General features: G+C 65.0%; 22 protein-coding genes. 13 read left to right on the top strand and 9 right to left on the bottom strand.

Annotation, left to right across the window (positions count from 1 at the left end; all coding sequences use genetic code 11):
- Positions 1–2: 2 nt before the first annotated feature.
- Entirely contained in the window at positions 3–722 is a 720-nt protein-coding gene (locus AB4074_RS04025) for a DUF4245 domain-containing protein (RefSeq protein ID WP_441412211.1), read from the bottom strand.
- A 204-nt stretch (positions 723–926) separates the two neighbouring features.
- Here AB4074_RS04025 and glpX point away from each other — a divergent pair, with 204 nt between their 5' ends.
- Together glpX and AB4074_RS04035 are read left to right on the top strand one after the other, a co-directional pair.
- Positions 927–1,946 (top strand): class II fructose-bisphosphatase, encoded by a 1,020-nt coding sequence (glpX, locus tag AB4074_RS04030; RefSeq protein ID WP_437773977.1) that lies wholly within the window; start codon positions 927–929, stop codon positions 1,944–1,946.
- A 140-nt stretch (positions 1,947–2,086) separates the two neighbouring features.
- A complete protein-coding gene (locus AB4074_RS04035) occupies positions 2,087–3,040 on the top strand; it encodes an endonuclease domain-containing protein (RefSeq protein ID WP_441412212.1) in 954 nt (317 codons plus the stop codon).
- A 24-nt stretch (positions 3,041–3,064) separates the two neighbouring features.
- On the opposite strand, the gene AB4074_RS04040 is transcribed toward AB4074_RS04035, so the two are convergent.
- From AB4074_RS04040 to AB4074_RS04055, 4 genes are all read right to left on the bottom strand, one after another.
- On the bottom strand, positions 3,065–4,000 hold the full coding sequence (locus tag AB4074_RS04040; protein WP_441412213.1) for a lipid II:glycine glycyltransferase FemX: 936 nt from the start codon (positions 3,998–4,000) through the stop codon (positions 3,065–3,067).
- Between the two features lie 3 nt (positions 4,001–4,003).
- A complete protein-coding gene (gene manA, locus AB4074_RS04045) occupies positions 4,004–5,254 on the bottom strand; it encodes a mannose-6-phosphate isomerase, class I (protein WP_441412214.1) in 1,251 nt (416 codons plus the stop codon).
- Between the two features lie 75 nt (positions 5,255–5,329).
- Positions 5,330–5,923, bottom strand: a complete 594-nt coding sequence (gene purE, locus AB4074_RS04050) for a 5-(carboxyamino)imidazole ribonucleotide mutase (RefSeq protein ID WP_441412215.1) — start codon at positions 5,921–5,923, stop codon at positions 5,330–5,332.
- A complete protein-coding gene (locus tag AB4074_RS04055; protein ID WP_441412216.1) occupies positions 5,920–7,107 on the bottom strand; it encodes a 5-(carboxyamino)imidazole ribonucleotide synthase in 1,188 nt (395 codons plus the stop codon). Before AB4074_RS04055 ends, purE begins: the two co-directional genes overlap by 4 nt.
- A gap of 171 nt (positions 7,108–7,278) precedes the next feature.
- Between AB4074_RS04055 and AB4074_RS04060 the strand changes: the two genes are divergently transcribed.
- Positions 7,279–7,851, top strand: a complete 573-nt coding sequence (locus AB4074_RS04060; protein WP_236816288.1) for a GtrA family protein — start codon at positions 7,279–7,281, stop codon at positions 7,849–7,851.
- Here AB4074_RS04060 and AB4074_RS04065 read toward each other — a convergent pair.
- A complete protein-coding gene (locus tag AB4074_RS04065; protein ID WP_441412217.1) occupies positions 7,838–8,536 on the bottom strand; it encodes a TIGR03089 family protein in 699 nt (232 codons plus the stop codon). The genes AB4074_RS04060 and AB4074_RS04065 overlap by 14 nt on opposite strands.
- A 365-nt stretch (positions 8,537–8,901) precedes the next feature.
- Here AB4074_RS04065 and AB4074_RS04070 point away from each other — a divergent pair, with 365 nt between their 5' ends.
- From AB4074_RS04070 to AB4074_RS04080, 3 genes are read left to right on the top strand one after another with little or no spacing between them, the layout of a single operon-like run.
- Positions 8,902–9,447, top strand: coding sequence for a WhiB family transcriptional regulator (locus AB4074_RS04070; protein ID WP_236818426.1), 546 nt, complete (start codon positions 8,902–8,904; stop codon positions 9,445–9,447).
- A complete protein-coding gene (locus AB4074_RS04075; protein WP_441412285.1) occupies positions 9,447–12,797 on the top strand; it encodes a glycosyltransferase in 3,351 nt (1,116 codons plus the stop codon). Before AB4074_RS04070 ends, AB4074_RS04075 begins: the two co-directional genes overlap by 1 nt.
- Positions 12,790–14,433 (top strand): DUF5719 family protein, encoded by a 1,644-nt coding sequence (locus tag AB4074_RS04080; RefSeq protein ID WP_441412218.1) that lies wholly within the window; start codon positions 12,790–12,792, stop codon positions 14,431–14,433. The genes AB4074_RS04075 and AB4074_RS04080 overlap by 8 nt, the downstream gene beginning before the upstream one ends.
- On the opposite strand, the gene AB4074_RS04085 is transcribed toward AB4074_RS04080, so the two are convergent.
- Positions 14,427–14,945, bottom strand: coding sequence for a metallopeptidase family protein (locus tag AB4074_RS04085; RefSeq protein ID WP_441412219.1), 519 nt, complete (start codon positions 14,943–14,945; stop codon positions 14,427–14,429). The genes AB4074_RS04080 and AB4074_RS04085 overlap by 7 nt on opposite strands.
- A gap of 97 nt (positions 14,946–15,042) precedes the next feature.
- On the opposite strand from AB4074_RS04085, the gene AB4074_RS04090 reads away from it, so the two are divergent.
- From AB4074_RS04090 to AB4074_RS04110, 5 genes are all read left to right on the top strand, one after another.
- Positions 15,043–15,417 carry a DUF3499 domain-containing protein gene (locus AB4074_RS04090; protein WP_441412220.1) on the top strand — a complete coding sequence of 125 codons (375 nt, stop codon included), beginning with the start codon at positions 15,043–15,045 and terminating at the stop codon, positions 15,415–15,417.
- A 186-nt stretch (positions 15,418–15,603) separates the two neighbouring features.
- Complete coding sequence (locus AB4074_RS04095) at positions 15,604–15,843, top strand: Trm112 family protein (protein WP_441412221.1); 240 nt, start codon at positions 15,604–15,606, stop codon at positions 15,841–15,843.
- Between the two features lie 41 nt (positions 15,844–15,884).
- The gene (ahcY, locus tag AB4074_RS04100) at positions 15,885–17,378 is read left to right on the top strand and encodes an adenosylhomocysteinase (RefSeq protein ID WP_441412222.1); all 1,494 of its coding nucleotides are present in this window, start codon (positions 15,885–15,887) and stop codon (positions 17,376–17,378) included.
- A 115-nt stretch (positions 17,379–17,493) separates the two neighbouring features.
- Positions 17,494–18,855 carry a L,D-transpeptidase gene (locus tag AB4074_RS04105; RefSeq protein ID WP_441412223.1) on the top strand — a complete coding sequence of 454 codons (1,362 nt, stop codon included), beginning with the start codon at positions 17,494–17,496 and terminating at the stop codon, positions 18,853–18,855.
- Between the two features lie 119 nt (positions 18,856–18,974).
- Positions 18,975–20,207, top strand: coding sequence for an Ig-like domain-containing protein (locus AB4074_RS04110; protein ID WP_441412224.1), 1,233 nt, complete (start codon positions 18,975–18,977; stop codon positions 20,205–20,207).
- A 65-nt stretch (positions 20,208–20,272) separates the two neighbouring features.
- On the opposite strand, the gene AB4074_RS04115 is transcribed toward AB4074_RS04110, so the two are convergent.
- Positions 20,273–21,073, bottom strand: a complete 801-nt coding sequence (locus AB4074_RS04115; protein WP_441412225.1) for an RDD family protein — start codon at positions 21,071–21,073, stop codon at positions 20,273–20,275.
- Positions 21,074–21,213: 140 nt separating this feature from the next.
- Between AB4074_RS04115 and AB4074_RS04120 the strand changes: the two genes are divergently transcribed.
- Both AB4074_RS04120 and AB4074_RS04125 read left to right on the top strand, forming a co-directional pair.
- The gene (locus AB4074_RS04120; protein ID WP_441412226.1) at positions 21,214–22,206 is read left to right on the top strand and encodes a stage II sporulation protein M; all 993 of its coding nucleotides are present in this window, start codon (positions 21,214–21,216) and stop codon (positions 22,204–22,206) included.
- Positions 22,207–22,351: 145 nt separating this feature from the next.
- Positions 22,352–23,521 (top strand): TIGR01906 family membrane protein, encoded by a 1,170-nt coding sequence (locus tag AB4074_RS04125; protein WP_441412227.1) that lies wholly within the window; start codon positions 22,352–22,354, stop codon positions 23,519–23,521.
- A 111-nt stretch (positions 23,522–23,632) separates the two neighbouring features.
- On the opposite strand, the gene AB4074_RS04130 is transcribed toward AB4074_RS04125, so the two are convergent.
- Positions 23,633–25,279, bottom strand: a complete 1,647-nt coding sequence (locus tag AB4074_RS04130) for a dolichyl-phosphate-mannose--protein mannosyltransferase (protein WP_441412228.1) — start codon at positions 25,277–25,279, stop codon at positions 23,633–23,635.
- Positions 25,280–25,390: the final 111 nt, after the last annotated feature.

A 25,390-nucleotide genomic window follows, 5' to 3' on the forward strand; every position in this document is an offset into this window, starting at 1 on the left:
CTTTACGGCTTTGCGGTGGCAGGCTGCGAAACTGTGTCGCCCGGCTTCGTGCTCGCGTCCGCGGAAGCGACGGGAGCTGCGTCCATTGCTTTCACCACGGCGGCGGCCAATGTGGAGAACTCGTCCAGTCCTGCGCTGCCGCTCAGGATGATCGTGGTGCCGCGGTAGTTCAGGACCATGCTGCGGTTGCCCTTGGCCGTGTCACGGAGTTCCCAGTCGTGGCCGCCGGCGCTGCGCGTGCCTGTAACCGGAGCGCTGCCGGCCTGCTGGAAAATCCAGGTTGGATTGGCCTTGCGGGTCTGGACAATTCCGATGAACGCCTGCTTGGGAGTGACGTATCCGACCTCCCATGTGGGTACGCCATCGCCGGTCCCGGATACCCAGCGGGCGTAGTTCGGACTAAATGTGTCGCCGGTATCCGGCGCCACAGGTGTGAAACCCGCCACATCTTTCGCGTTGGCTGCGGTTGCGGCCACATCGACGTTGGGCTTGTAACCGTTGCTCTTTGGCGCCGGATTCATGAGCACAATCGGCAGGAACGCCAGCACGCAGAGGAGCAACGCGATGAGCATACCAATCACCGACGCATTCGCCCTTTTGGCTGCTTTCGCCGGGATAACGGGCTTCACCGCAGGCTGACCGGCGTCGTCGGTGCCGGCTGCGCCCGTGCCTCCGCTGGCGGAGGGGGCGGCGGCAATTGCTTTGTCTTGCGTTTCACTCACGATTCAATAGTCTCCTATCCAAGCGGCTAATACACATCGGCCGGTCCGCGCAAGGGGCGTTCCGGGAGTTGGTCATCCCATGACCGTGAGGCCCCGCCGCGACTATGATCTCTTGTAGAGGAATCATTCAGGCCGCCAAGCGCAGCCATTCCTGGTCCCACGAATCGCGTCATCGAAGAAGAGGTTCACGTGTCTCCAGCGCCAATGTCCCAGAAGTATTCCACGATTTCGCCGGCGCTCGCCGTCGGGACCGATGAGCCGGACCGCAACCTGGCCCTCGAACTTGTCCGGGTTACCGAAGCCGCCGCGATTGCAGGCGGCCACTGGGTTGGATTCGGCGACAAGAACAAGGCAGACGGCGCCGCCGTTGACGCCATGCGCTCCTTCCTCCACACCGTCCATTTCAACGGCGTCGTTGTCATTGGCGAGGGTGAAAAGGACGAAGCTCCGATGCTCTTCAACGGCGAGCACGTCGGTGACGGCACCGGACCCGAGTGCGACGTCGCCGTCGACCCGATCGATGGAACCCGGCTGACTGCCTTGGGCATCAACAACGCCCTCGCCGTCCTGGCAGTGGCCGAACGCGGCACCATGTTCGATCCCTCCGCCGTGTTCTACATGGAGAAGCTCGTCACGGGCCCCGAAGCCGCCGACATGGTGGACCTGCGCCTGCCGGTGAAGCAGAACCTGCACTTGATCGCCAAGGCCAAGGGCGTCAAGGTCAACCAGCTCAACGTCATGATCCTGGACCGCGACCGCCACCGCCCGCTGGTGGAGGAAATCCGCGAAGCCGGTGCGCGCACCAAGTTCATCATGGACGGCGATGTAGCTGGCGCCATTGCGGCCGCACGTTCCGGCACCGGTGTCGACGCCCTGATGGGCATCGGCGGCACCCCGGAAGGCATCGTTGCAGCATGTGCCATCAAGTCCCTCGGCGGTGTCATCCAAGGCCGCTTGTGGCCCACGAGCGACGACGAGAAGCAGAAGGCCATCGACGCCGGACACGACCTCGAGCGCGTCCTCTCCACGAACGACCTCGTCACGAGCGACAACTGCTACTTCGCAGCCACCGGCATCACCGACGGCGACCTCCTCAGGGGCGTGCGCTACTCGAAGGACAAGGTCCTGACCCAGTCCATCGTGATGCGCTCCAAGTCCGGCACCATCCGCTTCGTCGACGGCGAGCACCAGGCCAGCAAGTGGGAAGGCTACGCCCGCAAGTAGGACCGACCGTCCCGCGCGAACTGGCAGCAAATGCCCTCTGAATCCAGATTTGGAGGCATTTGCTGCCAGTTCGCGTTAAGTCGCGGAATCCTTCCTGTGGATAACTCAATTTAGGGCTCGAAACCGGGCAAGAATTGAGCATGTCCCGGACTCCCATGCCGCCGCAGCTCCCAAACGGTTCCTTTCCGGCGTCGGCCGCTGCGACCCTCGGATTGAGCCAGAAGCAATTGCGGCGCGACGGCATTGTCACGTTATCGCGGGGACTGCGCCTGCCGTTGCACAGCACGGGAACGGCCGCGGAACACTTGCGGGGCTATATAGAGCTCGACCCCAAGTGTTGCCTGAGCCATGGCTCCGCCGCGCGGATCCTCGGCATCAGTTTGCCCAAAGCGCTTGAAGAGGACTGGCGGATCCACCTGGCTCGCCCGGGCGAGAGGTGGAAACCGCGGAGGCGGAATGTTGTTGGGCACCAATTCACGTTCAAACCCGGTGAAGTGATAGTGCTCGACGGCGTCCGGCTCACCTCGCCTGCCCGGACGTGGCTCGACTTGGCCCAAATGATGAGTATCGACGACATTGTGGCGGCAGGCGACTCGATCGTCGTCGAGCACGGGGAAAACCATCCCAGGCCGCGCGAGGCCTTGGCGACCATTGAGGAATTGAAGGCGATGGTCTCAGCCCATCCCGGTATGCGAGGCGTCCGCAAGGCCCGGCTGGCCCTGGATCTGGTTCGAGTCGGCGCGGATTCGCCGCAGGAAACGCAAATGCGCCTCATATTGCTGCATGCAGGGTTGCATGAACCCGCGCTGAACCACGTCATCCTCAACGAGTGGGGCGCTCCCGCTGTGTGGCCCGATGCCGCTTACCTCAAGGAGCGGGTCGCCCTCCAATACGACGGGCGGCACCATGGGGAAGCTGAGCAGTACCAGCGGGACATCAGGCGCCAGGCGTTGACGGAACGGCTGGGTTGGCGCGAAGTCCGGGTCCACCATGAGGATTTGCTCGGGCCCCGGCCGGAAGTGGTGGAAAAAGTCCGCCGGGCGCTGCGGGGAGGCCGCGAGTTGGCAGCAGATGCCCGCAAAATCGGTTTTTGAGGTCATCTGCTGCCAGTTCGCGCGTCAGCCGAGCTTTTCGCGCAGCTTCCGGGCCACTTGGTAGGCGCCGTAGCGGAGCTTGTTGACGGGAAGGTCCCACGTGCCTGGGTAGGCTATTTCGCGGCCGCCGAAGGACTTCTTGAAGGCGGTGAATCCGGCCCACTTGTGGTCAGGCTCGTCCTCCGGGGCCACGCCCCACAGGTCGACGTGCTTGAGCCCTTTGTCCTTTGCGTCCGCCATCAGCGTCACGAGCAATGGAATGCCCGCGCTGAGCTTGCGGTGCGTGTCATCGAGCGCCGCGTGGGCGTAGGTGCGCGTGTCGACGGAGTCGTACGCCAGGGCGGCGGCAATGGGTTCGCCCTCGAGTTCGGCGATGAACAGGGTGGCGGCACCGGCGGGCATGAGGGAGCGGGCCACCGAGCCGAGGTAGTCGTCGCTCTGGGGCTTGAAGCCGTTGCGTGCGGCAGTCATGTGCAGGAAGTCCAGAAGCACTGAGATCTCTTCAGGATCCTGCGAGGACCGGAAGGTGACACCCTTCTTGTGGATGTTGCGGTACAGGTTCCGGTTGGTGGGTTTCATGCCCGCGAGGACGTCCTTGAAATCGGCGCCCAGATCCACAATCCAGCTCAATTCCGGCTGCTGGTTTGACGGCGCCGGCTGCAGGCCGCGTCCCCGCAGGATCGCACCGGCTTCGGCGGCTTCGAACCCGGCGGTGACCGGTTCCATCCGGACAAACACCGCCCGGCTCCGGCGCGCGATCGCCACAAGTGCGGCTACAGCTTCGTCGAAGGCCTCCAACGAATCGGCCACGGGTCCGTAAGGCGTGTAAATGACCTTGCCCGCGGGGTTCTTTTCCTCCATAGCGAGGAAACTCCAGCCCGGGCCGGACTCCTCGTGCACGGTACGGCCGAGGGATCGCTGGAAGGACGCCCATGCGGGCGTCTGCAGGAAGTACTCCACGCTCTAGTTCCCCAGGCCTGTTGTGACGGCAAAGGCGACGCTGGTTCCCGTTGCGCCGGCAATCGGGTGCACCATGACGGGCTCTTCGGATGCCGGGATGAATGCGCTCCCGCCGCGCTCCACGGCGAGCTCGCTCTTGGGGGAGTCGAGCACCACGGAACCCGAAACCACGACGACGACGGCGGGACCGGCCTGGGCCATCGGCACGGGTTCCGCTCCGGGAGCCAACTCGATGCGCTGGAGTTGGAATTCCTTGAAGGGCGGCACATAGAGATCCTGGCCGAATCCGGAGGTCCTGGGTTCGATTCGCGGTACGCCGAGGGAAGCGAATTCGATAGTCTTCAGGAGCTCGGGGACATCGACGTGCTTAGGGGTGAGCCCGCCACGGAGCACGTTGTCCGAAGCCGCCATCACCTCCACGCCGAGGCCTTTCAGGTAGGCGTGGACGTTTCCGCCCGGCAGGTACACCGATTCGCCCGGGGACAGGAAGACAAGATTCAAGAGCAAGGAAATCAGAACACCGGGATCGCCCGGGAACTCACTGTTGATGTCCACCACGGTGGAGAGTTCCGCAGCGTGCTGACCCATCGGCGCGCCCGATTTCAGGATGGAAACCACCTGATCCGTCGCGGCGGAGACGGCATCGCCGCCGGTAATCAGCCGGGTGAACGCAGCTTTGAGTGCCGAGGGCTCATCGGACCCTGAAAGGTCCGCGATCACTCCGGTGATGACATCAGGAACGTCGACGGCGGCAAGGTCCAGGAGGGTCGCGAGGTGCTCGAAGACACGCTGCGAATCGGCCGCAGGACGGAAGCCGCAGAGGGCGTGAAACGGGGTCAGCGCGAAGATCATCTCCGGCTTGTGGTTGTCATCACGATAGTTGCGCTCCGGTGCGTCCGCTGCCATACCCGCGGCATTTTCCTTCGCGAAGCCGTCCCTGGCCTGCTGCAGGCGAGGGTGGACCTGCAAGGACAGGGGCTTGTCGGCTGCAAGGAGCTTGGTGAGGAACGGCAAGCGGGGACCGAATTCAGCCACGCTCGTTTCACCCAGAAAATGCACGGGATCCACGTTGATCAGGGCGTCCAAGGCGACGGAAGACCCATCCGGGCGGGTGGCCACGGACGGCGAGTCCGGGTGCGCTCCGATCCACAACTCTGCCTCCGGACCACCCGAGGCGGGCCTTCCCAGCAGAGTGGCGATCGCCGTCGTCGATCCCCATGCATAGGGGCGGAGAACATTCTCAAGCTGGTACACGGCAGGGGATCCTTGTCATTGCGGAGGGTTCATTCGGGATTGCCGGGGATGACCTTCTAGCGGCTGCCCAGGCTCTTAGCGGCTGCTGCGGGCGGAGACGTTCGCGGTGGAGAAGACTTCGGCGACCTTGTCGCGGAGCCTGGCCCCTTTTTCGGTAGCAGTGTTGTTCAGCTCCCGGGCGAATTCGAGCAGCTCGCCGCGAAGCCGGACGGCCAGCTCGTCGGTTCCGGACGCCAGCATGCGCACTGCCAGGAGGCCGGCGTTGCGCGCGCCGCCGATGGAAACCGTGGCCACGGGAACGCCGGCGGGCATCTGCACGATGGACAGCAAGGAATCCATGCCATCCAAGGTCTTCAGCGGGACCGGGACGCCGATGACGGGCAGCGGGGTGACAGAGGCGAGCATGCCCGGCAAGTGGGCGGCGCCGCCTGCTCCGGCGATGATGACGCGGATGCCGCGCTCATGGGCGTTCTGGCCGTAACGGATCATTTCCGTGGGCATGCGGTGGGCGGAGACGACGTCGGCTTCGAAGGGGATGCCGAATTCTGCCAGGGCATCCGCCGCGGCTTCCATGACAGGCCAGTCGGAGTCGGAGCCCATGACGAGGCCTACGATCGGAGCGGCGTTCGCTGCGCCCGCGTTTCCGGCATCCATGTTTTCTGCGCTCATGCGGTCTCCTCTGAGGTGGTCTCGGCCGGCATGCGGCCGTCGCGGATGATGTCGGCCACTACGGTGGCCCGGCGTCGGATGGAGTCGACGTCCGCTGTCGAGTTGCCGACGAGATTCACGTGCCCGATCTTGCGGCCGGCCCGCACGGACTTGCCGTAGCAGTGGACCTTTGCAGCAGGTTCGTAGGCGAGGGCCTTGGGGTAGGCGCTGTAGAGATCCTGGTTGTCGCCGCCCAGGAAATTCTTCATGACCACCACCGCACCCAGGGCATCGGTGGCACCCAGCGGGAGGTTGAGGACTGCGCGCAAATGCTGTTCGAACTGGCTCGTGACGGAGCCGTCCTGCGTCCAGTGGCCGGTGTTGTGCGGCCGCATGGCGAGTTCGTTGACGAGGAACCCGACTCCGACGCCGGGCGTTTCGAAGAGCTCCGCAGCCATGACGCCCGTGACTCCGAGTTCATTGGCGATTCGCAGCGCTGCCTCTTCGGCTGCCGCAGCGACTTCCACGGGAATGTCCTGGGCCGGCGCAATCACTTCGTCGCAGACTCCGTCCACCTGGACGGTGTGGACTACCGGCCAGGCGCGGGATTCGCCGTCGGGGGTCCTTGCGACGAGCGCGGAAAGCTCGCGGCTGAAGTCAACCTTCTCTTCGGCCAATAGCGGGCTCATGGCTTCGAACCAGTTCGTGGTGGTGCGTGCGTCCTCGGCGGAATGGACGATGCGCACGCCCTTGCCGTCATAGCCCCCGCGGGGGGTCTTCAAGACAATCGGCCAACCGGTCTGCTCGCCGAAAGCGATAAGGTCTTCGACGCCGCGGACCGCAGCCCACGCCGGATTGGGGAGTCCCAAGCGGTCGATCGCGGCGCGCATCACGAGTTTGTCCTGCGCATGCACCAAGGCATCGGGGCCCGGCTGGACGTTGACTCCGGCCTCGATCAGCGCCCTCAGGTGCTCGGTGGGGACGTGCTCGTGGTCGAACGTCATGACGTCCAAGCCCTCCGAGAACTGAAGAAGGGCGGCGAGGTCCTTGTAGTCGCCAATGGGAGCCGTTGCCACGGCCTGGACCGCGGAAACGTCCTCACCTTCGGCAAGGACCCGGAGTTCAAAGCCGAGAGCAGTTGCGGCCGGGGCCATCATTCGTGCGAGCTGTCCGCCGCCCACCACGCCAATTACAGGAAAAGTCACAAGGTTCAGCCTACCGAACCAGCAGCTGGTTCCCAGATTCTGCTCGCCGCCGGGTCCTGGGAACCCGGCTCGAGGCCGCCGGCGCGGAATAATTCGGCAAGCTCCAAGGAATCGGAGCTAAAATGGAGCCTTCGGCCCATCGGCCCCCTAGAACAACGGCCATGGAGGGTCATGATCAACACACTTGCAGATCGCATCCGCGGGCTCGCCTCGCTCTTTTGGCGCGAAGTAGCGAAGTTCGGCGCTGTAGGCGGTGTTGCGTTCGTCATAGATAACGGCTTGACCTACTATCTCATGCACGGCCCGATGACGGACAGTGAGGCCAAGGCCCGTTTCGTCGGCGCCACTGTGGCCACCGTGTTCTCCTGGATCGCCAACCGTTTCTGGACATTCCGCCACCGCCGCCAGGCGAACGTGGTGCGCGAGTTCGTCATGTTCATCATCATCAACGGCATCGGCATCGGAATCTCCACAGGCCTGACCGCCATCGCCAAATACGGCATGAACATCCAGGACAAGAACGTCCTGTTCGCTGCCGGAATCGTCGGCATCCTCGTCGCCACCGTAGTGCGCTTCTTCGCTTACCGCTTCCTGGTGTTCAACAAGGAACTCGACGAAGAGCCGGCCTTCTCGCATGACCACGAGATCATCGAAGCCCACCACAAGGCCAAGGCCAAGGCCATGCATGCCGCTAGCACCGCGGCTGACTCCGATGAAGGCGAAGACGCGGTCAAGCGCCGCTGACGCGCTCGTTGTCCAGCAGGTGCTGGGTGACGTCAACGTCCGGGTGCACGAGGACTACTGAACCATCTTTGTTCCACGCGCCCAGTGCGTCCGCGAGGGCCGACTCCAAACCGTCGGCCGCGCGGACCAGCAGGCGCACGCCGGCGTCATGTTCCTTGGCGAAGCCGTCCAGCAATTCGCCGTGCGAGTGTCCGGTTTCAGGGCGGCGCAGGGCCGGCATTGCCGCGTCCGGTTCGGCGTGCGCCATGAAGACGTCGCCGTGGGAGCGGACTTCAGCCGCGTAGTCCACGACGCCAACCGGCAGCTCTCCGGGCCAGCGCATCGCGAGTGCCGCGAGCGGCACAGCGACGACGGCGTCAAAGCCGGCTCCGGCACCGACGTCGGGGGTGTCCGTGACAAGCAGGTCGGCGCTGCCGCCGTCGAGCACCAGCTCCATCCCCAGCTGCCACCCGGCCAGCGCCCACACGAGGGACTTCCAATGGGCCGGCAGGTCCAGGCGAAGGCTCATGCCCGGTTCGGCGTCGAACTCGTCCTGAAGCAGGTTGCTGGTCTTGGCCACCCAATTGTCCAGGACCCGGCCTGATAGCTCCACCCGTTCGGCGTCCGGCCCGTACCAGGTCAGCCGGGGGGATGTGGCGTGTCCGGAACGCAGGGCTGCCATCAGGTTCATCGCTGGGGTGCTCATGGCTACATCTTGCCACGAGGCGCGCGGCCCGCCGCTGGAGCATGTGAATCGCACCACTTGGGGCTGGGCGGCGGCGACGGCGCGGCATTACAGGGGGCAATCAATTTCCCTGAAATTCAATGAAAATACATCTTAAGTGAGTCAATGCTTCCGTTCTTCCGCGGCCGCCCGCGGATGGGGCGAAAAAATCGCGGGCGTGGCGTGACCGCAGTTAGTACGGAAAGTTGATTATTATCCCGGCGTGGCTTGACGGCGCGGTAGTTACACGCGTGTAATTAGATATCGAACGCCGCTGCGGGAGTATCGGGTACATAACCGAGTACCGAATGAGCACGGCAGCAGCTGCACACATCAGGAGGGACGCCATGGGGCAAGCGTTGCGTATCCAGGAAGATGCAGTCGTCGCGGAATATGCGTCGGTGAAGTACCGGTCGCGCGAAGTTCCGGGGGATTGGTATGTTGACCCGGCAGATCCGCAGGCGGCGGACCGCTATATAGAGACCACTCGGGAGTCGCTGGAAGACGAGGCAACGGCCTTTCTTGCTGCCCACGAGGCTCTTGTGGGAGGCGCGCCGGCAGATCCGGAGGACGATCTCGACGATCCTCCCATGGAGCTGCGCCGTCCGCTCGACAACCCGGCACAGCCGGTATGGATCGGGCTTCCGCGCCAGGGGGACTTCGACGACGAAGGCGAACTTGGCTGGCAGACGGACGCCTTGTGCGCCCAGACGGACCCGGAGGCGTTCTTCCCCGAGAAGGGCGGCTCCACCCGGGATGCCAAAAAGGTGTGCGGTGCGTGCAATGTCCGTTCGCAGTGCCTTGAATACGCACTCGCCAACGATGAACGTTTTGGTATCTGGGGCGGGCTCTCCGAGCGTGAACGCCGCAGGCTGAGGAAGCGAGCGGTCTGATTCTCAAGGCAGTACACGTTACCGCCGTCGTCGTCTCGCATGACGGCGGTAACTATCTCCCCAGAACCCTGGCGGCTCTGCTGGACCAGACGCGTCCGGCAGATGCCGCCATTGGCATTGATACGGGCTCCCGCGACAAGTCCGCCGCATTGCTGCAGCGGGCCCTCGGCAAAGCCAATGTCACCAGCACGGGCGAACACAAAGTAGGTTTCGGCGCGGCCGTCATGGCCGGCCTGGCCTGCTCGGCGCCACCTTCGCAGGAGCCAGGAGCCGTGGAGTGGATCTGGTTGTTGCACGACGACGCCGCTCCCGCTCCGGATGCACTCGCCGAGCTGCTCCAGGCAGTCGAGCGCGCCCCCTCGGTCACTGTCGCCGGTTGCAAGCAGTTGGCCTGGAATGCGGAACGCAGGCTCATCGACGCCGGCCTGTCCACGAGCCGCTGGGCCGAACGGCTAACGCTCATTGAAGCCGACGAACTCGACCAGGGTCAGTACGACGGACGCACGGACACTTTCGCGGTGAATTCCGCAGGCATGCTGATCCGCCGCGATGCCTGGGAGCAGCTGGGCGGCTTCGACCCCGCGCTTCCGGGCGTGGGAGACGACGTCGATTTCTGCTGGCGCAACTGGCTTGCGGGCAACAGGGTTGTGGTGGTTCCGGCGGCGCGCATGTTCCATGTGGAGCACCGTCCCCACAGCCTGGCGACACCTGCGGCCGCACGCAAGAGCCAAGTCCATTTGAGGCTCACCCATGCTTCGCCGTGGAAGGTTCCGCTGCACGCGTTCGGCGCATTGCTCGGGAGCATGGTCAGGCTCATCTTGAGCATCCTGGTCAAAGAGCCCGGTCACGGCATCTCCCAGCTCGCCGCCACCGTTGCGGCGCTCGGCCGTCCCGGGGCGATTTGGCGCTCCAGGCTGAACGCGGCCCGGACGCGACGCGTGCCACGGTCAATGGTCAAGGGTCTGCAGACTCCGCGGCGCGAGGTTTGGGCCCACCGCCGGTCCCTCGTCGAGGCGATTGGCGCAGACGAATTCCAGGAGACGGATTCGCTGGCTCCGGAACCGAGCGGCGACGCCGGCGACGATTTCGTGGCCCTAGCGACCAATGAGCGGGGTTGGATCGGCACGGGCGCGGTGGCCGCCGGGTTTGTTGCGCTGGCTGCTTCCATCGTGGGGCTGTTAGGGCTCCTGGGGGCAGGCGGGGTGACGGGCGGAGGCCTCTTGCCGTTGTCCGCCGCAGACGACATCTGGCGGTCCGCGTCCACGTGGTGGATCGGCCTGGGTGCAGGCTTGCCCGGACACGGGGATCCCTTCGCCTACATCCTGTGGCTCGCGTCATTGCTCGGAGGAGGCGCCTCCGGCACAGCCATCGTGTGGCTGTTGTTGCTGGCCATGCCGCTGTCCGGACTGGGCGCCTGGTTTGCCGCGGGCGCGATGACCACGCTGCGCCGCTACCGTTTCATTGCCGCGCTGATCTGGGCCGGAGCGCCGGCCCTTCAAGTCGCCTTGAACCAAGGAAGAGTCGGCGCCCTCCTGGCCCACGTGGCGATGCCGCTGCTGGTGCTGGCCCTCTTCCGGGCCACTGGATCGGCGCTCGGGCGGGACACTGCGTTGGACCGACAACTGAATCACGATCGGATCCAGCCATCCGGCTACGCCGCAGCCAAGCCGGTGACGGGGAAGCCGGGCGTCAACGGCACTCCGTCGTGGACGGCTGCTGCCGCGGCGGGCCTGATGCTCGCTGTCGTGACGGCTTCTGCGCCGTCCCTGCTGCCCCCCTTTGCAGTACTCATTGTTTTTTGCGGCATCGCCTTGGGGCGGCGCGGCCGGACCATTTGGTGGTCACTCCTTCCGAGCGCCGCCCTCTTTGCGCCGTACGTCCTCTCGGTCCTTGAACGGCCCCGCACCCTGCTGGCCGATCCAGGCCTCCCGCTGGGGTTCGAAGCCGCACCTTTGTGGCAGCAATTGCTCGGCCAACCCTTGAAATTCGACGTCAACGGCGGATTGGCCGGCTTGGCACTATTCGGCCCGTCGGGTATTCCGTGGGCGCTGGCGTTTGCCCTGCTGCTCGGTGCCCCGGTCCTGCTCTTGTCCATTGCCGCGCTCTTTGTGCCCGGAAGGCGGTCCCGCGTCGCGCGTTTCCTCTGGGCAGGGGCCCTTTTGCTCCTTGCCTGGGCGTGGCTCGCCGGACATGTGGCAACGGGTGTCGACGGCAACCTGCTCGTGGCACCTTTCACGGGGCCGGCAGTTTCCGCTGCCGGGTTCGCGTTCCTGGGAGCGGCGCTGATCGGCGCCGATAACCTCCTCCGGCTCAAAGCCAGGGCGGAAGACGGCCGCACGGTCCAGCGCGCGGCAGTGCGGACTGTTTCCGCTGTAGCAACGATTCTCCTCATGGCCGGCCCCCTGGCCAGCATGGGCCTGTGGGCAACCCAGAATGTCCTGGCCAGCGCAGACACTTCCCCTTCTGCCAGCGGTGCGCTTGGCACGCCGCGCCTGGTCCAGCCCTCAGGGCAAGGCACCTTGCCGGCCACCGCCGTCGACCACGGCCAAGGGCCGGAACAGACCCGTACCCTGGTCATCACCGCCGGTGAGAACGGTGGCTACACGTCATCCCTCATGCGCGGCGCCGGGACGACATTGGACTCGCTCTCCACAGTCGCCGCGGGCCGTTCCATCGTGGGTTCACCCGGACAGGAACGCCTCGCGGCCGACGACGACGCTACAGCGTCCATCCGGAACGCCGTAGCGACGATTGTCGCGGGAACAGGCGTAGATCCCCGGCCAGGCCTTGAGCAGCTCGGTGCCGGATTCGTGGTTCTCAAGTCAGCCGACACCGCCGCCCAGCTGACGGCCAACAGGATCGATTCCGTCCCCGGCCTGGTGGCTGTGGGAAAAACCGATTCCGGCTGGCTCTGGAGGGTCACGCCGCTCAACCAAGCCGCCGCAGCCGACGCCGAGACGGCACACCGCGTCAGGGTGGTGGATGCCAAGGGTGCCGTAGTTGCACTCTTGCCCTCCCTCGGAACCTCTGCCACCGGCGACATCCCGGCGGGCGGGGACGGACGCCTGGTAGTGCTCGCTGAGCGGGCAGACGCCGGTTGGAGCGCTTGGTTGGATGGCCGCCCACTGAGCCCGACGACGTCCGGATGGGCCCAAGCTTTCACCTTGCCGTCTACAGGCGGCCAGATCGAGATCCGCTACACCACAGTCTGGGAGCCTTGGCTCAGCATTATGCAGGCCGTAGTGATTGGCTTGACCGTCCTGCTGGCCATCCCCATGCCTGCCCGCAGGCCGAAAGCCGGCCTCCTGAAGGAACAAAACTCCCTCCGTAAGGAGTACAGCAGTGTCTGACAACCAAGGCCCGGCACCCGAGCTCAGAGCGGGGTCTGGGAAGCGCGGCCAGCGCAAAGCCGGGAACAAAAACAAGGCCGTTGTGTTGGGAGCGCTTTCCGCGACGTTGCTCCTCGCTGCAGGGGCCGGAATGGTGTCGGCAGCATCCATCCTGCCGTCCCCGTCAGGAAGCAAAACGCTGGACATGTCCCTTGCGGATGTCCCGGCGGGCAGGACAACCGCAGTGTGTCCGGCACCTCCCCGTCTTGCAGAAGGAACTGCCGCGGGCACCGACAGCCAGTTCAGCCCCGTTTCGCGTTCGGCAAAGAGCTTCCTCGATGCCGTGGTGCTCAGCGACGCCGCCGGATCCGTTCCGGGGAGCAACCTCGCCTCGCTCGGGGGATCCGCGATCGCCGACATCGCCAAGCCTCCGGCTGCCGCCCAAGCCCCGGCGTCGGGGCCTCCCGTCCTGAACGCCGGCGTCGTGGCCCAGAGGCCCGCGGCTGACGTCACAGTGGTGGGCGCCGATCCCATCAGTGGCCAGAAGGCCGCGGTGGCGGGCTTGATGAGCTACACCGCGGGCGACGGCGACCTCCGCGGACTGGCGGCGGCACCCTGCCAGCAGCCGGTCAACGATGCATGGCTCCTGGGAGCAAACACCGCACTGGGGAGAATTGCGGTTTTGAACATCAGCAATGCCTCGGGCACACCCGCTACCGTGAATCTCGAGCTGTTCGGTGCCCATGGGCAGATCCAAGCCCCGGACAGCCGTGGCTTGCTGGTTTCGCCTGGAGCCACCCGATCCATCAACTTGGCCGGACTGGCCCCGAACGAGGGTCAGCTCTCGGTGCATCTGCGCAGCAGCGGCGGCCCTGTCGCGGCAACCATCCAGCAGAGCGTCCTACGCGGCCTCACCGCCGGTGGTGTCGAGCTCATTACTCCCGGTGCCGGCGCCGCCGATGCCCAGGTCATGACCGGAGTGGACGTCCAGGACCCGGCAGCCGTGAAGTCGCTCGCGGACAAGCCCGGTTTTGCCGACGTCGTTCCGGCCTTGCAGATCACCGTTCCCGGTCCGGTGGACGCCGTGGTGGACGTGCGTTTGTTCGGGCCGAACGGCCAGCGCGCCTTGCCCGGTGGGGGAGCGGTGACCGCCAAAGCAGGTTCGGTTACCGAAGTGCCCCTCACGGGTGTCCCGGCCGGCATGTATACCGTCAGCGCTACATCGGATGTTTCCTTCGCAGCGTCCTCCCGCGTAACGCGGGGGCTCAAGGCCGAGGACCCCGTTGATTTCGCATGGTCCCCGGCAGCAGTCCGCTTGGGTAGCCAGCATGTGATGGCGGTGCCCCAAGGCGGAACCCGCTTCCTCAGCTTCGGCGTGCCGGCGGGCCGGGCCACGGTCAGCTACACGCCGGTCACCTCTGACGGCAAGGTACACAAGACCCAAACGGTCGACATCGCAGGGGGGACCACATCGGTCATCGGCGTTCCGGATAAGTCCGACGGCGCCGCGGTCTCGGGCTACATCGTGTCGGCGTCAGGGGACGCCGCCTACGGCGCGCTCGTCCTCGGCCAGGGCGATCAACCAGGCGTATCGGTCCTGACCATCCAGGATGGCGCTGCGGGCCACGAAAAAGTACAGGTCACGCTCGGTTACTGATAACGACGGCGGTAAACGGGGTCCAGGGTCTCCGGAGGCACTCCGAGCATCTCGGCGGTGTACTCGACGACCACGTCGTGCACCAGGTCCTGAAGGTCCTCGCGGCCGCCGGTGGTGTGCTCGACGACGCGCCGATAGATGGTGATGACGGGTCCTGCGCCGTGGCCTGCCGGGGTGTATGAGCCCAGCGGCGCCGCGGTTCCCTCGGCCACCAGTTGCTCAAGGTTCGGCGGGATCTCGTCGACGGCGAACGCCACGCCGTCGAGCCGTTTGCCCCACATATCCTGCAGCCGCTCCGCGGAATCGAGCACAAGGTCGTCGAACTTCTCGGCACGCGTCCGGTAGCCGGGAAGGTTGGGAAGGATGATTTCCCCGCGCAACCCCCGCCCGTGGCGGTTCCTGCGGCGCTCCCTGAAGCCGCGTGCGGACGTGGCCGCCGCTGTCGTTTCCTGGCTGTCCCCGGTGTCGGACAAATGGACTGTGAAGCCCGGAACGTGGTGCTGTGACTGCATATATCGACTTTAGACCCGTGATTCCACCAACGCGACATAATGCGCGCAAAGGGGCAATGCACCGCGCCGCGGGGAAGTGCGGCTATTCTGGGATGTTGTGGGTGCAATCCGTCAGTGTTCCAGATCAGCCTGCCGCCAATCCGCGGTGGCTACTTTGACGTACGTTTACGCCGAGTCCACGGCGGTGCTGGGTCCGCTGGCCACATATGCCGAGCCGCATTCCTACGATCTGTGCGCGCAGCATGCCGAATCGCTGACTGTGCCGCGGGGCTGGGAAGTCATGAGGCTCGCCATGCCGTCCTCACCGCCTCAGCCCGGGCCGGACGATCTCCTTGCCCTGGCGAACGCCGTGCGTGAAGCCGCGTCGGCCCCGGCCGCGCCGGAACAACGCGCAGTCCGCACACCCTTTGACGGACCGGCCCCTGCAGAGGGATCCAGGCGCCACCTGCGCATCCTGCGCGATCCTTCCTGACCCCTCGACGACAGTCACTGCGCGTCCGTTGCCCTTGTGTACTGCCCTGTGTGTCGCCTTATGTGTCGCCGCTCCCCGCATGACAAGCTTTGTGACACCGTGCGCTGCGCCGCCGGGTTGTACTCTGGAAGCTGCCATATCTGTCCACAGCGGCGTCCGCGAGATGCCATCCAGGGAGCTTCAACCATGCCAAAGGTCAGTCCTGAATTGTTGTCCATCCTGCGGTGCCCTGTCACCGGGTCCCCGCTGGAGCAGGACGGCGAGGAACTTGTCACGACGGCCGCTGCCGCCTCGGGTGAGAAGCTCCGCTATGCCATCCAGGACGGAATCCCCTTGCTGCTGCCCCCGGAACTGCTGGCAACCGCCAACGCCGCGGCCTCAGACCAGCACGACGCAGGCCAACACGACGGCCCCCGCAACGCCTGAGCCCCCCTGACTCGACCATCCGGTACTTCCAAAGGACTTCCATGACTTTCGACTACAAGGTTGCAGACATCTCCCTGGCTGAAGCCGGGCGCCACCAGATTCGCCTGGCCGAGCACGAAATGCCTGGCCTCATGTCGTTGCGCGCCGAGTTCGGTCCGAGCCAGCCGCTCAAGGGCGCACGCATTGCGGGATCCCTGCATATGACGGTGCAGACCGCGGTGCTCATCGAGACGCTGACAGCCCTCGGCGCCGAGGTCCGCTGGGCCTCGTGCAACATCTTCTCCACGCAGGACGAGGCCGCCGCCGCCGTCGTGGTCGGCAAGGGAACCGTCGAGGATCCCCAGGGTGTTCCCGTGTTCGCCTGGAAGGGGGAGACCCTCGACGAATACTGGTGGACGGCGGAGCAGATCCTTAGCTGGCCGGGCGCGGACGCCAACCCTGAGTTGGGCCCCAACATGATCCTCGACGACGGCGGCGACGCCACGCTGCTGGTCCACCAGGGCGTCGAATTCGAAGCCGCAGGCGCCGTGCCGACCGCCACGGAAAGCGATCCCGAAGAGTATGCACTCGTCCTGGACGTGTTGAGGAAGAGCCTTGCCGCCGACCCGAAGAAGTGGACCCGCATCGCGGCCGGCATCCGTGGCGTGAGCGAGGAAACCACCACGGGCGTGCACCGTCTCTACCAGCTCGCCGAACAGGGCAAGCTCCTGTTCCCGGCCATCAACGTCAACGACTCGGTGACCAAGAGCAAATTCGACAACAAGTACGGCATCCGCCACTCCCTGCCGGACGGCCTCAACCGCGCCACCGATGTCCTCATGGGCGGCAAGGTCGCCGTCGTCTGCGGTTATGGCGACGTCGGCAAGGGCGCCGCTGAGGCGCTCCGCGGCCAGGGTTCGCGCGTGATCGTGACGGAGATCGACCCCATCTGCGCACTCCAGGCAGCCATGGACGGCTATCAGGTGGCCAAGCTGGATTCGGTCTTGGAGCAGGGCGACATCTTCATCACGACCACCGGCAACAAGGACGTCATCATGGCCTCCGACATGCTCCGCATGAAGAACAAGGCGATCGTGGGCAACATCGGCCACTTCGACAACGAGATCGACATGGCCGGACTGGCAAAGGTCCCCGGCGTCCAGAAGGTGGAAATCAAGCCGCAGGTGCACGAGTGGGTGTTCCCCGCGGCCGACGGCCGCGAAGAGCGATCGATCATCGTGCTGTCCGAGGGCCGCCTCCTGAACCTGGGCAACGCGACCGGCCACCCCTCGTTCGTCATGAGCAACTCCTTCGCGAACCAGACGATCGCCCAGATCGAGCTGTGGACCAAGAAGGACCAGACTGGTTCTGGCCCAGGGGCCAGGCGCGAATACTCGAACCAGGTCTACGTGCTGCCCAAGATCCTCGATGAGAAGGTCGCCCGCCTGCACCTGGATGCTTTGGGCGTGGAACTAACCGAGCTCAGCAAGGAACAGGCGGAATACCTGGACCTTGACGTTGCCGGGCCGTACAAGCCGGAACACTACCGGTACTGAGTACACCGGCTGGGGCGCGCCGAGGCGGGCTCCCAGCCAATATCAAGCCGCACCCTTTAGGATGCGGCTGTGGGGCGTGAGTCTTTTGGGGGCGTGAGTTTTGGAGAAAACAGGAATGGGTCTTAATCCCGACGGCGAGCAAGCGGACACTTTCGAGCATGTGGACGCTGCGCGGCTCTTCGACGTTGAGCAGGACAGCGGCAGTGCCCGACACTTGGACACTGGGCATTTGGACGCTGGGCACTTGGACACGACGCCGACGAAGCGAAGCCGGTTCCGCAAGGTCGCCTGGATCGTGGTTGTCTGCCTCATTGCCGCGTTCAGCGGCACGTTCGCCGCAGTGGCCCCGCATGCGGCCAGCGCAGCAATCGAGTCCGAGGGATCATCAGGTGAACGCAGCGAGGCGGCAGCAGTGCTGCCCGTCGTGAAGCCTGCCACGGTTGTTGCCTTGCCTGCGAGCGGGGCCAAACAGGTGAACCCGGCTGCGCCCGTCACGATCAGCGTCAAGGACGGAACCCTGGACAGGGTCTCCCTGACGAGTGCCCAAGGGAAGACCGTTGACGGTGCGTTGACCCCGGATGGACTGAGCTGGACCGCATCCACGCCCCTCGAGTTCAACTCCTCCTACACCTTCAATTACACCGTTGCGGATGCGGCCGGACGCCTAACGTCGAAGACTGGATCCTTCACGACGGTTTCCACGCAGAACGAGGCCGACGCCGCCATGTACCCCCTGGACGGGGCGAAGGTAGGCGTGGCGCAGCCGCTGCAGCTCACGTTCAGTGAACCCGTGGTCAACAAAGCCGCCGTCGAGAAGGCCATCAAGGTGACCTCCACGTCGGGCCAGGTCGGGGCCTTCCACTGGTTCAGCGACACCATGGTGCGTTACCGTCCGGAGAACTTCTGGGCGGCGAACAGCACCGTCACCGTGGACCTCAAGCTGTTCGGAGTGGACTTCGGCAACGGACAGATCGGCAACTTCAACAAGACGAACACCTTCAAGATCGGCGATAAGAAGGTGGCGGTGGCCGACGCGGTTGCCCACACGTTCACGGTAAGTGTCAACGATCAGCAAGTGGGCGAGTGGCCGGACACCATGGGCGACACCAGGTTCCCTTCCGCGCGCGGCTACTTGGTGCTCATGGAAAAGTACCGGGTAGAGCACATGGACGCCTCGACCATCGGCCTCAAGCCGGGGGATCCGGCCTACTACGGACAGCTTGACGTCAACTACGCCACGCGGCTGACACCCAGCGGCGAATTCATCCACCAGGCCACCGACTCTGCCCTGCCGTACATCGGTGTCACGAACCTCTCCCACGGCTGCATCGGACTAGGACCCGACGGTGCGAAATGGGTGTTCGACAACATGACAACCGGAGACGTCGTCCAGGTGGTCAATACCCAGGGTGACTACGCCAATTTCGACGACGGCTTTGGCGACTGGAACATCCCCTGGGCCCAATACGCCAATTGAGCAACACGCCAGCTGGCAGGGCGCGTCTTTCGGCACTGTCCGGGACGCATCAGTACCACCGGTAGACTTGGCGGGTCAGTCTTGGGGGCTGGCTTTCTGCCGGGGGATGTGGAGTTGCTGTGGCGTCGCAAAGGAAGCGCAAAGCCGGGAAGATTCTCGGAATCATGGGGATGTGTGCCGCTGTTGCGGCCGGAGGAATCGGCGTTGCGACCGCCCCGAATTGGCTGCAAACGGCGGTCGAATCAGAAGCGGGATCGCCGCAACGCACGGATGTCGGACTGGGGTCCGCCATCGTCAAGGCAGTGGAACTGGGAATTACGCCCCTTGACGGTGCCCGCGAAGTGAATCCCGCCGTCGGGCCATCCGTGAAGGCCGTGCACGGCACGCTGAAGGACATTGAACTTGTCCCGGCCACGGGCGGCAAGGCCGTCAAGGGAGCCATCAGTGCCGACGGCAGCGCCTGGTCCACGCTGGATCCTTTGGGGTTCAACACTGAGTACCGTTTTGGCTTCACCGTTGTTGACGGCGCGGGCCGGGAAACCCGGAAGACCCAATCCTTCACCACGGTTTCCACGCCCAACGAGGCCAACGCCATGGTGTTTCCCAACGACGGTGCCAGCATGGGTTCGGGCCAGCCCATCGAAATCAACTTCAGCGAGCCCGTGGCGGACAAAGCCGCCATGGAACACGCCGTGAAGATCAGTGTTTCCTCGGCCCAGAAGGTGGCCTGGCGCTGGTACTCGGACCGGAAAGTTCGTATCCGCCCGGAGACCTTCTGGGCAGCCAACACGAGCGTCACAGTGGACATGCCTCTGTTCGGCCGGGATTTCGGCAACGGAATGATCGGCAACTCAGACGTCAAGGCCACGTTCACGACCGGCCCGCAGCGGATAGCGGTGGTGGACGACGCTACCAAGACCATGAACGTGTATTTCGACGGCGCGCTCGTCAAGACCGCTCCCGTGACCCTCGGCAGCCCGGATTGGCTCTCGCCCACCGGCTACGCCGTGATCATGGAGCGGGAGCGCCACTCCAAGTTCAACGCGGGCAGCATCGGCCTCAAACCGGGTGACAAAGGCTACTACGCACCGCTCGTCGTCGAGTACGCCAACCGGCTCACGAACTCAGGGGTCTACGTTCACCAGGCGCTTCCATCGGCTTACGGAGCCGTCGGCGCGTACAACGTCTCGCATGGCTGTGTTGGCTTGCTCCCGGCCGACGCCGCGTGGTTCTTCAACAACATGCGGACGGGGGACGTGGTGCAGGTGCTGAACACCGGCGCCCCCGTCGTGGAACCGCTAGAAGGCTTCGGCGACTGGAACATCGCCTGGGCCGGCTACGCGAAGCGCTGAGCGCTGCCGGGACTAGCCGCAGTTATGCCCGACGGCGTTGCTCACCCTGCGTGCCGCGCGCTTGGCTAGCGCGTGAACGGAAGCCTGTTGAGTCGATCGCCGACAACGGCGCTGCGTTGTTCTGCGCGGCGCAGCCGTTCCAGGTCCCGGTTTCGCCGCTCGCCCAAAACCGCGTGCAGGTAGTCTTCCGGCGTCGTTCCGGGCGGCGGCGATGGGGCGACGTAAGCCGCCAATTCGCTCGCGAGGGCCGCGGCCATGCGGGCGCGCGAGTCCGGCGCCATCCGCCAGGCCTGCTGGACGAACTGTGATGCCCGCCGCGCCATCCCGTCCGGAACCCTGCCGATATCCGCGAGTCCCACCCACGCCTGCAGGTACGGAGGGGCATAGGGGAGGATTTTGGGTTCAGCGGGAACGCGCTGCCTGAGCGAATAGGTTCCGGCCACAACGTCTCCGAGCCTCTTCGACTTGTCGTTGAACAGTGCCACGGCAATGGCCAATCCGCCGAACGTCGCGTAGATCTCCAGGAAGCCGATCAACCCGCGGATCACCGCGTGCCGGAAACGGATGGATCCGCCGTCGTCGCGCACAATCCGGAGCCCGGTAGCCAGCCTGCCCAGCGAGCGGCCGCGGCTCAGCGTTTCCACCGCCACGGGGACCACCACGAGGCACAGCACCACGCTGGACAAGGCCATCGCGCGGCCCGCGGCCACGTCCACATGGGGTGCCGCCATACCGAGCAGGAACAACAGGCCCAACAGCAATACAACGTGAGCCACGACGTCGAGCATGAGCCCAAGTGCCCTCGCCCCGAACGATGCCGGCCGCAGTTCAAGGACCACGGCCTCGCCGGTAATGATCGAACTCAAGCCCGCCCCCAAGCATTGCCACGACGTCTGCAGGACCGGACGGCTCCCGCTGGGTCGAGTCTAACCGCGGCCATGGATGCGGAGGAGGGGTTTGCTTGGATGTGGGACTGTTTGGGGAGGGTTGGGATTAGGGTAGAGCCGTGGACATGGATGCCTTCTCCGTCGTGAACGGGACAAAATGGTCCCGCTTGCACGAGCTCGCGCACAAACGGCGCCTTGACGGTGGTGAAGCCGACGAGCTTCTGCGTTTGTATCAAGTGGTGTCATCACACCTGTCCCTCATCAGGTCCGTGGCCCCGGAGAGCGCACTCTCCGCCTCTTTGTCGGCGGCCCTCGCCCAGGCCCGTACCCGCTTCACCGGGGCGCGGTCGAATTTCATGGAAGACCTCGCCCGCTTTTTCGTGGTGTCCCTGCCCGCCGCGTTCTACCGCTTGCGCTGGCTCACGGTCTGGTGCGGGGTTTTCTTCTGCCTTGTGGCCGGCGCCTACGCCCTCTGGATCGGAACGTCTGCGGACGCCTTGAGGGCCCTCGGAAGCAGCACTGCCGTGAAGCAATACGTCGACCATGACTTCGTCGGCTACTACTCCGAGAACCCCGCTGCGTCCTTTGCCGGCGCCGTCTGGACCAACAATGCCTGGATAGGGGCGCAAGCCGTGGCCTTGGGCATCACCGGTTTCTGGGTGCCCTACACGCTGTTCGCGAATGCACAGGGCCTGGGAGTCGCAGCGGGCGTGTTTGCCGCCACCGGCAAGATGGACGTATTTTTCAGCTACATCCTCCCGCACGGCCTCATGGAGTTGACGGCCGTCTTCATTGCCTCCGCGGGCGGCCTCCGCATTTTCTGGGCCATGGTTTCCCCGGGCCCGCGGCGCAGAATGCAGGCAGTCGCGGAAGAAGGGCGTTCCCTGATCACGGTGGCCCTCGGCCTGGTGCTTGTCCTGTTCGTTTCCGGACTCGTCGAGGCGTTTGTGACGCCGAGCCCGCTTCCCGTGTGGGCCAAGATCCTGATCGGTTCGCTCGTTCTCGCGGCATACTGGGTCTATGCCTTGGTGCTGGGCGGGCGGGCATTCCGTGCCGGCGGCACTGGCGACCTTGACGCAAACGACGCCGGTTACCGGGAGATAGCCGCCTGACGGCACCCGGGTCCGGCCGCAATCCGACGTTCGCCGGGGTGGCTCATCGTCTCTCCGCGAGGGCTGACGGTAGGCTCGAACGCAGAGAAGATTGCCAGCGGACCGTTCCTGCTCCGGCATGTGAATCCTACGGAAGTGAATCCAAGTGACCGAGAAGAGCCCGATCCCCAAAGACCCGGACGCGGATATCCACGACGACGGCGACGAGCCGGCCTTCGAATGGATGAAGCCCGCCCCCAAGTCCGCGGCCGCTGATGTACGCCCGGCAGGGGCCGCTGACGGAGCCCGGGACTCTTCGGCGAAGCGCGTGCCAGAAGAAGGCAAACAGGGAGCTGGGTCCGCGTCAGGCGCAGTTGCAGGCGAAGCTGCACGGCCTCTCGCTGAGCGGCCCGTCGCAGCACAACGGCCGGAGAGCCGGGCAGACCGCAAAGCCGCTGAGGCTGCGGAGGCCGGGCCGGAACCGGCCCTCTTCGCAGAGCCTCTGCCGACGTCGGCCCTTCAGGTCCGCCCGCCGGAAGCCGAGGTGGAACGCCGCAACCACGAGCGGGAGCAGGCCGCCAAAACCAAGCCTCTGGCGCCCCGCATTTTCCAGGTCCTGCTCGCCGCCTTCTACCCGGTGGTCCTCCTGGTGCTGGCAATCCGCGCTGTCGCGAGCCCGTTGTTCCTGTGGGTGGAGTATTACCGGCCGGGCTTCCCCGGAGACGGCTATGGCTTCAATGCCGATGACCGGATGACGTATGGTTCCTATGCCCTGGACTATCTCAGTAACTGGTCCGGGCCGCGCTACTTGGGCGAGCTTGTCAACCATAACGGCGAGAAGCTGTTCAAGGAGGGCGAAGTTTCCCACATGGCCGATGTCAAGACCGTGATGCTCTCCGCATTCGGCGCCGGCGCCCTCATGATCATCATTGGCATCATCGCGATGATCTATCTGCGCAAACGAAGCACGGGCGGCATCCGCCGCGGACTCTTTGCCGGTTCGATCGTCACCTTGGTCCTCATCCTGGGACTGGGCACGCTTGCGGCACTGGGCTGGCAGCAGTTCTTCACGGACTTCCACCACATCTTCTTCGCCAACGGCACCTGGACCTTTGCACTCGACGACACGTTGATCCGCTTGTTCCCGGGACAGTACTGGATGGACTCCGGAATTGCGATCGGCGCCTTGGTCTTCATCACGGCCCTGCTGACCCTCATCTTCACTTGGCCTACCCGCCGTCGTCGCGGACTCTCTGCCAAGAACGAAGCCGCTGCGGACGACAGTGTGGATACCGACCCGGAGATCCGCGCGGAGGCAGGCACGCCGGAGAAGTAGCACCGCCGCAAGAACGAAGAAGCGGCCCGCCCGGAATATCCCGGGCGGGCCGCTTCTTTGTGCGCGTGCCGTCCTGACCATGTGGGTGTCCCGACCGTCCCGGCGGGCCCCTTAGATCCAGGACGGCATCCACATACGCATGCGCCAGTCCTGGTAGCTGATCACTTCTGCCGTCCACACCGGATAGAAGAACGCCGACAACAGCACTGCAAGGACCACCACAAGGCCGACCACGTACAGGCCGGAGCGGCGACGCCACGGAGGAGCCCCGCTCCTGCCTAGCACCAGTCCCAATCCATAGACGAGAGCCAACACGAGGAAGGGCTCGAAGGAAAGCGCGTAGAAGTAGAACATGGTGCGCTCGGGATACATGAACCACGGCAAATAACCGGCGGCGACGCCGGCCAGGATGGCCCCCGCCCTCCAGTCGCGCCGACCCGCCCACCAGAACAGCACCACGAAGAGCGCAATCGTGGCACCCCACCAGATCACCGGGTTGCCGACGGACAGGATCGCCGAAGTACAGTTGGGCAGATCGCAGCCAGGGGTTCCCTGCTTGGGGGACTCATAGTAGAACGACGTGGGCCGCCCCATGACGAGCCAGGTCCACGGACTCGCCGAATACGGGTGCGGTGAGCTGAGGCCCTGATGGAAGTTGTAAGCCTCCATGTGGTAGTACGCCAGGGAGCGCAGCGGCCCGGGAATCCATCCCCACGTGTCGGAGGGATTCGTGTCCGCCCAGTGCCGGTAGTAGGCGTCCTTGGAAAGGAACCAGCCGGTCCACGTAGACAGGTACACGGCTCCGGCCACCGGGATCATGGTGAAGAACGCCGGAATGCCGTCCTTGATGATTCCGGCGCTGGGCCAACTCCGGATGCCCGCAATACGCCGCGCGCTCATGTCCCAGAACACGGTCAACAGGCCGAAAGCGACGACGAAGAACAGCGCCGACCACTTGGTTCCGACCGCCAAGCCGAGGCACACACCGGCCGCCAGCCGCCACCAGCGGAATCCGAGCCACGGCCCCGAGGCGAGGTGCAACGCCGTCGGCCGGCCGTCCTTGGAGGCGCCTGCCAGCGCGGCAAGCCGTGCCGCCAGCCGTCGCCGTCCGTCGTCGCGATCCATCAGCAGGGCGCCAAAGGCTGCGAGCAGCCAAAACATCAGGAAGATGTCCAGCAGCGACGTCCGCGACATGACCAAGTGGTGGCCGTCGACGGCGAGCAACAGCCCAGCAGCCGCGCCCAGGATGTGGGAACGGAACAGCTTCAGGGCGATCAGGGCGATCAGGGCGATGGAGAGGGTGCCCGTCAGGGCCGCGGAAAACCTCCAGCCGAAGGAATTGTCCGAGCCAAAGAGCCACATCCCGAACGCGATCATCCACTTCCCTACGGGGGGATGCACCACGTACTCGGGGGAGTTGAGGAGGACGTTGGGGTTGCCTGCATTGAAGGCATCGTTGGCCTTGTCCGGCCAGCTCCGCTCGTATCCGCTGACCAGGAGCGAGTAGGCATCCTTGACGTAGTAGGTCTCGTCGAAGACGAGGCTGTGCGGTGCGTCGAGGCGGACAAAACGTAGGATCCCGCCGATCACGGCAGTGATAGTGGGGATCAGCCAGAACCACAGCCTCAAGGACGGCGGATAATCCCGCCAGCTTTGGATGCTGCCAATGAGCCGCGTCCGCAGGGCCTCGGCTGTGAAAGCCTCCCGGGGCCGTATCAACCAGGTTTGCGGGGCGGGGCGCACGGAGGTATCGGTCACTCAGCCCATGCTACCTTTTGCCGCCGGTAGCTCCCTGAAAGCGGCAGCCGGGGCATTAGGCTTGTTGGGTGACTGAACAGCTGAGCTCCCGCGATGAAACCACCGTTCCCG

Source organism: Arthrobacter sp. 2MCAF14 (assembly GCF_052115645.1).
Lineage (GTDB): Bacteria > Actinomycetota > Actinomycetes > Actinomycetales > Micrococcaceae > Arthrobacter.

What these genes read in the sequence shown, in the direction of transcription:
- glpX (WP_437773977.1), top strand. Translation starts at nt 927, where the DNA reads ATGTCCCAGAAGTATTCCACGATTTCGCCGGCGCTCGCCGTCGGGACC.
- AB4074_RS04035 (WP_441412212.1), top strand. Translation starts at nt 2,087, where the DNA reads ATGTCCCGGACTCCCATGCCGCCGCAGCTCCCAAACGGTTCCTTTCCG.
- purE (WP_441412215.1), bottom strand. Translation starts at nt 5,923, where the DNA reads ATGAGCGCAGAAAACATGGATGCCGGAAACGCGGGCGCAGCGAACGCC.
- AB4074_RS04060 (WP_236816288.1), top strand. Translation starts at nt 7,279, where the DNA reads ATGATCAACACACTTGCAGATCGCATCCGCGGGCTCGCCTCGCTCTTT.
- AB4074_RS04065 (WP_441412217.1), bottom strand. Translation starts at nt 8,536, where the DNA reads ATGAGCACCCCAGCGATGAACCTGATGGCAGCCCTGCGTTCCGGACAC.
- AB4074_RS04070 (WP_236818426.1), top strand. Translation starts at nt 8,902, where the DNA reads ATGGGGCAAGCGTTGCGTATCCAGGAAGATGCAGTCGTCGCGGAATAT.
- AB4074_RS04085 (WP_441412219.1), bottom strand. Translation starts at nt 14,945, where the DNA reads ATGCAGTCACAGCACCACGTTCCGGGCTTCACAGTCCATTTGTCCGAC.
- AB4074_RS04095 (WP_441412221.1), top strand. Translation starts at nt 15,604, where the DNA reads ATGCCAAAGGTCAGTCCTGAATTGTTGTCCATCCTGCGGTGCCCTGTC.
- ahcY (WP_441412222.1), top strand. Translation starts at nt 15,885, where the DNA reads ATGACTTTCGACTACAAGGTTGCAGACATCTCCCTGGCTGAAGCCGGG.
- AB4074_RS04105 (WP_441412223.1), top strand. Translation starts at nt 17,494, where the DNA reads ATGGGTCTTAATCCCGACGGCGAGCAAGCGGACACTTTCGAGCATGTG.